This window comes from Mariniradius sediminis, assembly GCF_021491425.1.
In the GTDB taxonomy this organism is placed as follows: Bacteria; Bacteroidota; Bacteroidia; order Cytophagales; family Cyclobacteriaceae; genus Mariniradius; species Mariniradius saccharolyticus.
In genome coordinates, this window is sequence record NZ_JAKEVZ010000002.1 from 127,866 (window position 1) to 140,133 (window position 12,268).

A 12,268-nucleotide genomic window follows, 5' to 3' on the forward strand; every position below is an offset into this window, starting at 1 on the left:
AGGCATTCTGTTAACATTTTGGAAATATTTGGTTCATTTCCTTCGATTCGAAAATTCAAAAGGCTATTTTTACCGACATTCCATATAGGCCGGAATACGTTTATCAATGACTCACACGAAAACTGGCATCTCACCCGCACCCGCTGATTTTCCTGTCCCGCATACTGGCCTTGTAATCAGGCTCAAAACCCCAGAAGACGACGAAAGGCCTGTCTATATTTCAGGCAATTTCAACAATTGGGCGACGCAGGACCGGCATTTCCAGATGCAAAAGGTCAGCGAGGGACTTTATATTTTCCAATTTCCGCAGGATTTCCAATATCCTGAGGAACTTGCCTATAAGTTTACGAAAGGCGACTGGTCAGACGTAGAGATCGATAAATACGGCAGCCGTACACCAAATAGGTACACCAAACTCAAAGTGGGCGTGCAGGAGGAATTTGTGGAGCGTTGGCGCCACAATTGGCTTCCGTACAAAGACCGCTTTCTTCCCAAGGTCCAGATACTCTCGAAGGAAGTGGAAATTCCCCAATTGAACAAAAAAAGAAGGGTTTGGGTATTACTCCCCCACGATTACCAGCAGAACAGCGCCCGATATCCCGTCCTTTATCTGCAGGATGCGCAGAACTTATTCAATGAAAAATCGCCGTTTGGAAACTGGGAAATCGACAAAAAGCTTGCCGTCATGGCCGAATACGGCATTGGCAACATCATCATTGTGGCGATCGAACATGGAGAAAAGGAGCGTGTGTTGGAATACAATGTCGGGCGTACGATTTTGGGGCAAGGCGATGGAAAGAAATATATCCGCTTTGTGACAGATACCTTGAAGCCATTGATTGACAAGACCTACCGCACCCTTCCCGATCGTGAACATACCGGTATCGGTGGCAGTTCGATGGGTGGTCTGGTTAGTTTCTTGGCGGGCATCATGTATCCTGAGGTTTATGGCAAATTGATGATTTTTTCACCCAGTCTGTGGGTGATCCCCAAGATTAAATTCAGCTTCTTGGATATTTTTGATCCGATGCAGACGCGCATTTATCTATATGCTGGTGCCAACGAAAGCGAAACCATGCTCAAAGAAGTCAAGAAACTTAAGAAACGCCTCCTAAAAAGAAAAGTGCTCAAAGAGAACCTTGAAATCCAGGTGAGCGTCAATCCGGAAGGCAAGCACAACGAAACTTACTGGAGTGACGAATTCCCAAAGGCCATCGAATGGTTGTTTTTCAGCGATAGGGCCGGCACCGACGACTTGGAGGACACGGCAAAGGAAACGGCTTGAAACATATTGCAGGTATTCTTACCATACCTAGGCCTGCAATTTTGCACCCATCGATTTTTTGACCGACATAGCGGGAGTTTTCACAAAACCAACTTTTCAAATCGTTTTTGAATTAATGGCCAAATAGATATTTTAGGCAAATATTTACCTACCACTCCTGCTATCTATGAAAATTTCAGTCAGTAAATCAATTGACAATTTCAAGGGACTTGTCCTGATACCCTTTTTCGAATCAGAGGAATCCATCCAAATGCCTGAGGCGTTTGGGGGTAGGCCGGTTCCGAAAGTCCTATTTTCAGCTAAAAAAGACTCCCAACATATCTTCTCAGAAGGAGAGATCACATTTGCACTTTTCGGCTTGGGCAAAGAGCGGAACTACAAATCCATCCAAACCTCCTTTCGCCGATTGACAGCAAAGCAAGCGGATCTGTTTGGGCAAAAGGTATTGCTTTTTGCGCCTGATTTTGGCGATTATGATTTGTTGGAAGCTGCACTTACAGGCCTAATCCTCGGAACATACAGGCTGGGGCATTTCAAGTCATCGACCGCTCCTACCGTGGACTGGGGCAAAGTTCAGCTAGCGATCCATAGCACGCTAAAGGGAACGAAAAACGTCATCGAGCGGGCAGAAAAGATCGCCGATGCCCAAGTGAAAACCATGACGCTGGTTGATCTTCCACCCAACAAGGTGACCCCCGAATATTTGGCGGAATGGGCAAAGGAAAGCGGCAAAAAACTTGGCATGGAAGTCAAGGTATTGGGTAGATCAAAGGCCGAAAAGGAAAAGCTTCACGCCTTCCTGGCTGTTGGCCAAGGAAGTCAGCGCGAACCCCAATTCATCATCATGAAGTACAGGCACAAAAATGCCAAAAAGCATCTTGGCTTGGTGGGTAAAGGCGTCACTTTCGACACGGGCGGATTGAATATCAAAACCCAAGGCATGGTGCATATGAAAAGTGACATGGCAGGTGCCGCAGCTGTATTGGGATTCATGCATTTGGTGGCGGATTTGGCCTTGGAAGCGGACGTAACCGCGGTGATTCCCTGCGTGGAAAATGCTGTTGATAGTCACTCCTTGCTGCCTTCGGAGGTGATCGACAGCTACAGCGGCAAAACCATCGAAATCATCGATACGGATGCCGAAGGAAGGTTGATCTTGGCGGATGGCCTCTCCTATTTGATCAAAAACTTCAAGCCCGATACAGTCGTGGATTTTGCGACGCTAACGGGAAGTGTGATCGGAACTTTTGGCTATGAATGTGCGGGCCTATTTACCAAATCAGAATCCCTTTCCCAAGACCTGCAGCAAGCGGGCGCCTACGTAGGGGAAAAACTCTGGCCGCTACCGATGTGGGATTCCTATCAAAGCGAAATGGACAGCGAGATCGCCGACATCAAAAATTTCCACGGAAAGCCCTATGCCGGCGCGATCACCGCGGCAAAATTCCTGGAATTCTTTACCATGGAACACAATTCCTGGGCCCATATTGATATTGCCGGTACTGCATTTGGAGACTCCGAATTTTCAAAAACCAAGCATGCCACGGCTTTTGGCGTACAATTAATGCTTAAATTCATCGAAAATCTTTAGCCATGAAAGATAGCCACCGCACCTTTTTGTGCATTTCCAATTATTTCAAGGGAAGCGCATTTCTCACTGCGCTCAAGAAAGCAGGCAACACCGTCTATTTGGTCACCTCCGAAAAGTTACGCGACAGCAACTGGCCGAGGGAATACATCGACGAGATGTTTTTCATGCCTGGACAGGATTTGGATTGGGACTTGGAAAAGTTGCTACTGGGAGTGGCAGGCATCATGAAGGACACAAAAATAGACAGGATCGTCGCCTTGGATGACTATGATGTGGAAAAAGCGACCTTCCTGCGCGAAAACCTCAGGATTCCAGGGATGGGACAGACAACCGGCAGGTATTTCCGTGACAAACTCGCGATGCGCATGCGGGCACAGGAAGCAGGCGTACTTGTCCCTGCCTTCTCCGCACTTTTTAATGATGCCGAAATCAATCATTTTGCCGATAATATACCCGCCCCTTGGGTGCTCAAGCCTCGATCCGAAGCCTCTGCCCATGGCATTATCAAAGTGTTTGACAAAGAAAGCCTCTGGCAAAATATCCACGAACTGGGCGACAACCGCATGCGGTACCTGGTAGAGCAGTTCAAGCCCGGGGACGTGTATCATGCAGACTCGCTCAATCTGGACGGGAAAAACATGTTCTGTACTGTTTCCCGCTATTTGGCCACCCCCATGGAAATTTCACAGGGCGGGGGAATCTTCCGCTCGGCAAATATTCCCTACGGAACACATGACGATAAAGCAATCAGGGAAGCCAACAAACTAGTGATGAAAGCCTTTGGAATGAAGGACGGCGCGGCGCATACAGAGTTTATCAAAAACAAAGAGGACGGCAAAATCTACTTTTTGGAGACTTCATCCCGCGTCGGGGGAGCGCATTTGGCAGAAATGGTGGAAGCTGCCACTGACATCAACCTATGGGCGGAATGGGCAAGAATTGAAGATGCCAAAGCCAAAGAAAAGACATACGAACTTCCAAAAGTAAGTAAGGGATATGCAGGAATCGTGCTTACGCTATCCAAATTCCAAGACCCTGACCTTTCCGGATTTGATGATCCCGAGGTCTGTTTCCGGGTGCCCTTAGACTATCATGCAGGACTTGTCGTCAAGTCTCCCCAGCACGATCGTGTGATGTATTTGCTCGATGATTATGCTGCCAGACTCAGCACAGATTTTTCTACGGTAGTTGAACAGGAAAAAGTGAAGAAGTTTCACTGAAAGGAAAAAAGGTACAACGTACCAAGTACTAAGTATCAAGTCAAAACCGGAGCACAGGTATACACACGCTATTGGGAAAACCAGTATGTGTTGATCCTATGTGCCGGTTTTCAAAAGTCGTCTCCGGTACAAAAATCGATACGCCATGTAGCCAAACAACGGCCCGTACTGTAACCAAAGGAAAGCCGGCTGTTCCTGCACCGGTGAAGTTTGATAGGCAGAATAGGAAAAAATAACCAAGCCGGACCAGATGATTGGGGTCCATTCCCGTGCTACAATGCCCAAACCAAAAGCAGGGATAGTGTACCAAGGGTGTACAACAGGCTGAAACAGCAAGTATACCATATAAATCCAAACCATTTTCCGGGGCAGATGTCTTGGGTCCTTTTCCCTGCCACTTGTCGAGATCAGAATAATCAAACCGAGTGAAATCATACCCAAGGCCGGAACCACATATTTGATTGGATTGTAGGGAACAAACCACATCCCAACCTCTCGGACGAGGTAGTACACCGATGCGTTGAATTCGAATTTTTGTTGAAAAAGTCGGAAGCTTTCGAGGAAATTATCCGACACCCTTAGGTTTAGAAAAGGCGAAAAGAATACAGCCAAAACCAAGACAGCAAGCGCGACAAATCGAATAAGCTTTCTTTTCTCCAAGTTGAATGCCCAAAGTGGTGCTAAAATCAGCGGGACCAACTTCAATCCGATCGCACATGCCCAGGAAAACGCAGCCCTGCCAATCTGCATCTTTTGAAGAGATATAAGGGTGACCAATAGGCAGGTCAATACAATCCCCTCGAAATGTAAATTTCCGACAAGTTCCAAAATCACCATGGGGCTAAATGCGTACAGCACCACAGCCCTGGAACCGATCCCGTAATTCCGGAGTAGTCTCCGAAGTAGCAAGATATTCGCTAAATCAAACAGCATCAGTGTCAGCCTCAAGCGAACAACCGACTCCATCACCGATTTTGCCCCAATCGCGGTGAAATAGAATATTCCTTCGTGGAGGGGTGGGTAAATGGTGTAGTAGTTTTTTGAGTTCATACCAGCAAACAATTCCCCCCACAAATCCTCCCTATCAGTTGGCAGCATCTCCACGACAATATTGGGAGTAAAAAAGTAGGGATTGATATCATTCGAAATGAGATGTCCATCAAAGAAATATCTGAAATAATCATCGGACATTTGGGGAATGGAAAACAAAAACAGAAACCGACAGCAAAGAGCGGCCAAAAGCAGCCTGCCAAAAGAAAATCCCCACTCTTCATACTTGAAATAGAAAATCAAAGAGATCAAAAAGCATATTGAATAAAGCATCAGCAATTGCCCAAATTCCTCCCGAATCACGTGATAGGCTAACAAATAAAGACAAATCCCATATACCAGAACCAGCAAAGCCGGAGTCAAACCACGGTGAAATGGCGCTAAGTTCCTGGATATCAAATTCATAAAATACTTAACATTTAGTAAGTTCTAATTTCTTAATTTCTTGGAAAAATAAGCTTGCGTCGATAGAAAATGCCAGTAATTGAATCATTTCATTATTTAATTGAAAAATTCAACTAATTACTTTTGAATATTTTTTTATGTATTTCACATTATTTTTTTTGCATTTTATTTTTTGTTTTCATTTTTGTTCCTACATTTGGATCAGTAAATCACTCAAAGGAATTGAAGGTCACAATTAATTAAAGGCGAATTAACAGTTTTGAAATACAAATAATTGTATATTTGAAACCCGATAGAAGCCTAAGATAACCATTTGAACTTTCAATTTTGTTTTACCAGAAACCCTGAGAACACCTAATCTATCTTGTAAACTTATTTTTAACGGTTATGACAAACTTACACAAATCAAACATTCCAATCTTAGTCTTTTGGGACGTTATCAGTCTATCGCTTGCATTCTTCATTTCCCTTTACTTCTACAGAATCAACGACGTCGATTTCCAACGCATGGAAGTGGTCTTCCTCTTGGGGTTAATCGCTTCTTGGCTAATCATAGGATACTCCAATAAATTATATGTCGACTGGACGGGCGGAAGCTTCTTCAGATCCAGGATGACCAAATACTTCAAGACCTATTTCATCTTGGCCGGAATCATCGGCATCGTGTACTTGCTTTTCACTTTTCCAAAGGACGTTAGGAACCTGTTCATCGCGGTATTGGCGGGCATTCCTTCACTTGGCATCATTACCAATTCTTTGGTAATCAGATTATATACACCGATAGTGGAGCGCAGGGCGAAGATGAGCACAACGCTGATTGCCGGTTCGGGAACTTTGGCAAAGAAAGTAGCTTCTTTTATGGAGTCTAACGGTTACGCTCGTTTTGCCGTGCAGGGATTCATTGACTGCGGCGAGGGACATGTCGGCAGTAAGAACGAACGCGTCGTCACCAAACTCGATGGCTTGAAGGAGTACCTCAAGTACAATTATGCGGACGAGATCATCATTGCGCTTCCCTACAACCAACAAGACCAAATCAAATCCATCATCGATATCGCGGATTACCACGGGACTAGGATACGTTTTGTACCGGATTACCATGGGATTTTCGGGGAGAACTTCAAGACCTACCAGTATGGAGACATGGAGGTGGTCAATGTCCGCCAGCTTCCTTTGGACAACTGGTTCCCAAACTTGCTCAAGAACACATTTGATGTGATTTTTGCATCCCTGGTTTTGGTGTTCCTTTCCCCACTCTTCTTTGTACTTGGCCTCATCATCAAGTTGGATTCCCCTGGACCGGTATTCTACACGCCGATCAGGATAGGAAAAGGCGGAAAGCCATTCAAGGTATACAAGTTCAGGTCCATGAGGGACAGCGACAACCCCATGAACGGGGTGCAATCCACCCTCAAAGATGACCCTCGAATCACCAAAATCGGTAAGTTCATCCGGAAATACAGCATCGACGAACTTCCTCAATTCATCAACGTACTTACAGGAGAAATGAGCGTGGTAGGCCCTAGACCCCATCGGACATTCCTGAACCAGGTGATGCAGGAAAGTGAGGAGAAATACATGATCCGCCACTACTACAAGCCCGGGATTACAGGTTGGGCACAGGTAAATGGCTGGAGAGGCCCAACGGATACCGACGAGCAGAAAAAACAACGTACTGCCCATGACCTCTGGTACCTCAAGAACTGGACATTGTGGCTGGACATCAAAATCGTCTGGTTGACGGTTTTTGGAAAAAAGACACACAATTCAGCATTTTAACATAAAAGCCGCTCACGAAGCGGCCTTTTTTTTTGAAGATCCAAGTTATTGAAAGGCTTTTTTCGACCAACAAAGACGGGAAACCAAAAGTCCCAAAGTGGTGCCATTCTACTGCAGCACGCAACTCACCCCGACCCTATCCTTGAGAAGAGGGAGAAAATGACCACGGTGAGAGATAAATGGACGCGAACCACAAAAGGGACAAAAGGAATCAAACGTTGAAACCAAGCCCCAAGGAGGCAAAATGACAAAGCAGCTGAGATTAACTTACCCAACCATCTCCGTTTAGAATTACAATGATGAATTCACAATGATGAATTACTAGCTAGCCCATTTGCCGAGATAGGGAGATAACTGGATTCAAACCACAAAAGGGACAAAAAGAGATCAAAAGTGGGTGACAAGCCCCAAAAGGGCGAAATCTGATTAGAATTCGAATTTGCGTAGTTTTTGAGGTATTTTATTAATAGTCCGATTGAATTTTTAGAAAATCCTGGCTTCAAAAAAGCAGGATAGCAAAATAGCATGGTCTGGGAAGAGAAAGACCACCGAAGGCAATTACAAATCCTGGCTGATAGAGACTCGTTCTTCACCCATAAAATCAGGATGCGACAAGGTGGCAGCAAAAAAATCGACCGTATTTTATGAAAAAAGGATAAAAAGTCCCCGTTTATCAGATGTCAAAAGAACAATTTAAACAACAGCATGTTTTTTTTGATAGAATTCTATGAAGCAGTAAATTGTAAATGCCTATCCAGTTTTGCTAACGGTTACGGTTCTTGCACTGCATAAACGAAAGACTATGGACAATAAATACTACTGCCTTGTTTAACGATTCAAGTGAATACTTTTTTGTTTTGATCCCTGATGGCGATTGTTCACTTTTCGGAAGCGTGCTAAACTGCCTTTCCCAAGTGAAAGATGTGCGTCTTTTTATAATGTCTGAAAAAAAGGACCATGCATTTCGCTATTCGCGGTTTATCAAAAGGTTTTTCTATTTTCCTCCAGCCAGCGATGAACTGGAATGGCTGGCAAGGATAGATACGGTAGTCGAAGAACATCAGATCGATGTCATCATGCCGATCTGGGAAACAGCAATCAAAACGATACTCGAAAACAGAGATTTCTTACGCAGTAGAGAAAAGTTGGTTCCTTTGCCTACGCTGCAATATTTCACGATTGCCGGCAGTAAGAATTTGTTGGCGGAGCACCTCGAGCGTCATGGGATCCCTGGGGCAAAAACAATTCCTTTATCCTTCGATGCATTGGCCGACCGGGACACGTTTAAGCTCCAATTCCCCCTCCTGGCAAAACCCCTGAAATCAGGAGGTGGTAAGGGCATTGTCAAGTTTCAGGATTTTGACAGCTTGGCCACACATTTCAAAACAAAGGGGATCAACCAATCCTACATACTGCAGGAATTCATCACGGGTGAGGATTACGGCTGCAACGTGCTGTGTCAGGACGGTGAAATTTTGGCCTTTACCATGCAGAAGGGCAATCTATGGGATCCTGCAAAGCCCTATTCCTTTCAAGTCGGATTGGATTTTGTGTACCATGAAAAGCTGTACCAAACAGTCAAGTCCCTGATGAAATCCCTGCATTGGAACGGGATTGCCGATTTGGATTTGTTGTACCATCGGGCGTCCGATACGTTCTATATCGTGGAGATCAATCCCCGGGTTTGGGGCACCCTGCTGGCTGCGCTGATGGCAGGAATCAACTACCCCCACCTTTGGGTACTCTTGGCCATGAAAAAACCCATTCCGCTCCAAAGCTATAAACAAATCCCCTATGTCACCTTGAGGGGTCTTGAGATTCTCCTGAAAAAAGACAAATCCTTGTTGCTCAGACCTGGGTTTATCTGGAACAATTCCCCCTTGAAATTCAGATTCGATGACCCTGTTCGAATATTTATTCAAATATTTCGGTCGTTAAAAAACAGCGTCTCGGTCAAATTCAAGTCGCCCGATCCGTGAAAAAGATTGTCTTTGCGTTCTGGAACTAAACGCTTCCAAAATTTGCTTGATCTCCATGGCTTGAGCCCCACACCATGGTCTAAGTCACAGACAAGTCAATTTTTGTTCCTTTTATCGTTAATGACGCGGCTTACACAAGCGAATGGAAAATGTTGAATTCACAATAATCAACGAATTCAACACCGAACCATTCTTCTTGAAGAGGGATGATTGGACTCAAACCACAAAAGGGGCAAAAGAAATCAAAAGTAGATACCAAGCACCACAGAGATGGGGGTGGAGGCACCCGCTCCATGAAATAGCCATTCAGTTCCAAACTCTAACGGGGCATACCATAGAACTCGAAATGGGTTGATCTTCACCGAAAAAAGTACAGCTCGACTGAATTAAAAAAGAAATCCTGCTTTCGGAAAAGCAGGGTAAATGCAAAATTCAGTTTTCGCGATGGGGAGTATCCGGAAGTTTGGATTTTTTTTGATTTTGGGATTCAGGCATTAACATAGGTCGATTTTTTAGGCCCAAATATTTCAGCATGGTCTTCTTCTTTAAAGTCAACTTGGACACTGAATAGAAATAAATGGCCCAAAGTATTATACCTATCATTTTCGCCCCATCTTCAATCAGTACAGATTGCCAGGCTCCGGGAGTGAAAATCTTTTGTCCGGGTAACCTATCCAAAGACAAGGACAGTCCCAAGAAAAAGAAAGCCAATCCTAAAACAATATACTGCGTTTTCAAAATTACCTTGAAATAGAGCAGTAGGTACCCAACAACAGCCAGGAAATAACCCAAAGCGATCAAGTTTTCCTTTATACCCAAATAGGGAAGAATCTCGTCATGCAAGAGAAACATATCGTCTGCGCCCAAGAAGGTGGTCAGCGCCAATGAGTAGATCAGAAAACTTCTCATCCTTGGCATGGGATGATCTTTGGAAATCAGCTGCAGACTCAAAAAGCAAAAGCCAACAGAAACAAACCATAAAGCGCATCCCAATTGGGAAAACCAACCAGTATACAAGGGCCCTTCCAAGAGCACCACCGGGTCGCGCATTTGCATTGAATAGGACATGTCGTAGAAACTCCTGGCAAGAATCGCCGGCGTCAAAACGATTGTTGAGAAGATAAGGGCGAGAACCAAGTAGTTTGTGCTCTCTTTTACTTTGTTGAAAATGGCAACAAAGCTTATCTCATCTAAAAGTGAGAAGGTTTTTTCCATAAATTTTGGGTGTTAAGAATTGAGTTAAAAAACTATGAACAATTATAAATAAAAATTTAATAAAAAAATAACAATCGGATAATTTTGGATATTCATTGAATCTCAAAATCATCTCTCCCAAAAATCCTATTTCGCTTCAAAGTCCGCGAAGGGTTTTCGAATCCTAAAAAGACCAAGGAATGATCAATACGCTTTACGAAAAGGAAAAGAAAATTTGGCAATCCGTGAATTGTGGCTTACTGTTGGCATTAAGAATGCGCAATGATGAATGATTTCTGACCCTAAAAATCTGGTCTAGAGATGATGAATTTACAATGATGAATGGTACCTCAACCCACGCTCTCTACTTTGGGAGAGGGAGATATCTGAGTTCATACCACATTAGGGACAAAAAAATCAAAAGGTGGAATATTAGCCCCGAACGAGCGGCATCCGATGCGGAATTACAAATTCCATTTTATAGGAAGGCGTAATTGCAAATAACGCCTAGCTGAGGAATTACAAATTCCCTTATTTGGGAAGGCGTAATTGCAAATTCCGCCTAGCAGAAGGCTGAGTCTTATAGATAACTCAGGATCACGTCCCTGGAAATCCCATGAAATTCCGCGTATTCGTCTACAGTGACCAATTGATGAGGAGCCTTGTTGAAGTAGATTTTGATCTTTTTCAGCAGGTTGTACGCATAAGACTTGCTTCTCCCCGTGATTTGCATAATTAACTTAGCATGCACGCACAATGGTTTCGGATTATTCATAGCGAGGTAGATTTGGGTTGATCAAATGTTCTTTTTTCTGCTTTCCCATTCTATCCGCTCCCTTTCCAAACATTCTCCCAAAAATAAATCAGAAGGAGTCACCAAATGAGCTGGCAGTTCTTTAAAAACTTAAACTAAAGTTAAGAAATGATTTTGATTTATTTGCAAGTACGATTAGTTAATTTTTGTTGCGATAAGAACGTGGCTTTAACAGATCGCTTTTGATGTTAAACCACAGGTAACCATGCATTCCATCGGTTTGGCTCGGTTGGTATCGAAGCGGTTTAGGGGAACCCGACCCTACGGCCGGGTTCCGACTTCAAGTCAGTGATCAATCCGGCTTCAGGGCGGGCCGTTTCTTTGGTTTTGTTAGCCCATCCAAAGTCGTTCGCATGGCCAATTGTTCTGTGACCAACCAATTGCACACCTTTGTCAAATCGGCATAATCCTTTTTGAATTGCTTCATTTCTTGGGAAATACCATTCAGGTAGTAGGTAATGATGGTCAAAAGGATCGAAATCAATCCCTCGAGGACCGGCTGCAGGTTCAATCCATCCATGCGCGTTCGAATTGGACCAAATTGAGTGCTGCGTCGGGGAAACTACGGATTTCCAACAAGGCATCCTCCTTTTGGTCAAGGATGGAATAAATGACCTCCTTCAACTTTTCGAAGGCATGTTTGGACTGGGAACCCCTGCCCTCCCCTACCAATCTGGAAACTGGCGCAATCTTTGGTTCCCGGTCGACCGGGCAGTTGTCAGGCAAAATCCGCACTTTCCCCCTTCCGGACACATTTTCGATACAGAGGTGCCAACCCCAAGTTTCATTGTACTCCCGATGCAGTTGGTAAATCCCTTCGGGAATACAGGAATCAGGGCTGTTTCTGTTCCAAGGCCGTTCGACGGTATGGCAGATTTTATAGCCTTCGATGCGGATGGTACCATTGGTACCTCCGGGCCAATATTCACGTTCGAGGTGCAACAACATCGC

At 44.4% G+C, this 12,268-nt stretch carries 10 protein-coding genes; 5 read left to right on the forward strand and 5 right to left on the reverse strand.

Annotation, left to right across the window (positions count from 1 at the left end; genetic code table 11):
- Positions 1 to 106: 106 nt before the first annotated feature.
- The 3 genes from L0U89_RS03400 (at position 107) to L0U89_RS03410 (ending at position 4,096) form a co-directional block, all read left to right on the forward strand.
- On the forward strand, positions 107 to 1,285 hold the full coding sequence (locus L0U89_RS03400; RefSeq protein WP_008623434.1) for an alpha/beta hydrolase: 1,179 nt from the start codon (positions 107 to 109) through the stop codon (positions 1,283 to 1,285).
- Between the two features lie 166 nt (positions 1,286 to 1,451).
- Positions 1,452 to 2,876, forward strand: coding sequence for a leucyl aminopeptidase family protein (locus L0U89_RS03405; RefSeq protein ID WP_234860233.1), 1,425 nt, complete (start codon positions 1,452 to 1,454; stop codon positions 2,874 to 2,876).
- A gap of 2 nt (positions 2,877 to 2,878) precedes the next feature.
- The gene (locus L0U89_RS03410; RefSeq protein WP_234860234.1) at positions 2,879 to 4,096 is read left to right on the forward strand and encodes an ATP-grasp domain-containing protein; all 1,218 of its coding nucleotides are present in this window, start codon (positions 2,879 to 2,881) and stop codon (positions 4,094 to 4,096) included.
- A gap of 96 nt (positions 4,097 to 4,192) precedes the next feature.
- On the opposite strand, the gene L0U89_RS03415 is transcribed toward L0U89_RS03410, so the two are convergent.
- The gene (locus L0U89_RS03415) at positions 4,193 to 5,551 is read right to left on the reverse strand and encodes an MptA/MptB family glycosyltransferase (protein WP_234860235.1); all 1,359 of its coding nucleotides are present in this window, start codon (positions 5,549 to 5,551) and stop codon (positions 4,193 to 4,195) included.
- Positions 5,552 to 5,938: 387 nt separating this feature from the next.
- On the opposite strand from L0U89_RS03415, the gene L0U89_RS03420 reads away from it, so the two are divergent.
- Positions 5,939 to 7,330 (forward strand): exopolysaccharide biosynthesis polyprenyl glycosylphosphotransferase, encoded by a 1,392-nt coding sequence (locus L0U89_RS03420; RefSeq protein ID WP_234860236.1) that lies wholly within the window; start codon positions 5,939 to 5,941, stop codon positions 7,328 to 7,330.
- Positions 7,331 to 8,268: 938 nt separating this feature from the next.
- Positions 8,269 to 9,309: an ATP-grasp domain-containing protein gene (locus L0U89_RS03425; protein WP_234860237.1), complete on the forward strand. Its 1,041-nt coding sequence runs from the start codon at positions 8,269 to 8,271 to the stop codon at positions 9,307 to 9,309.
- A 432-nt stretch (positions 9,310 to 9,741) separates the two neighbouring features.
- On the opposite strand, the gene L0U89_RS03430 is transcribed toward L0U89_RS03425, so the two are convergent.
- The 4 genes from L0U89_RS03430 to L0U89_RS03445 form a co-directional block, all read right to left on the reverse strand.
- Positions 9,742 to 10,524, reverse strand: a complete 783-nt coding sequence (locus L0U89_RS03430) for a DUF8692 domain-containing protein (RefSeq protein ID WP_234860238.1) — start codon at positions 10,522 to 10,524, stop codon at positions 9,742 to 9,744.
- Between the two features lie 559 nt (positions 10,525 to 11,083).
- The gene (locus tag L0U89_RS03435; protein ID WP_157198373.1) at positions 11,084 to 11,278 is read right to left on the reverse strand and encodes a hypothetical protein; all 195 of its coding nucleotides are present in this window, start codon (positions 11,276 to 11,278) and stop codon (positions 11,084 to 11,086) included.
- 331 nt (positions 11,279 to 11,609) lie between these two features.
- A complete protein-coding gene (locus L0U89_RS03440; RefSeq protein ID WP_234860239.1) occupies positions 11,610 to 11,837 on the reverse strand; it encodes a hypothetical protein in 228 nt (75 codons plus the stop codon).
- Positions 11,825 to 12,265 carry a DUF5675 family protein gene (locus L0U89_RS03445; protein WP_234860240.1) on the reverse strand — a complete coding sequence of 147 codons (441 nt, stop codon included), beginning with the start codon at positions 12,263 to 12,265 and terminating at the stop codon, positions 11,825 to 11,827. Before L0U89_RS03445 ends, L0U89_RS03440 begins: the two co-directional genes overlap by 13 nt.
- Positions 12,266 to 12,268: the final 3 nt, after the last annotated feature.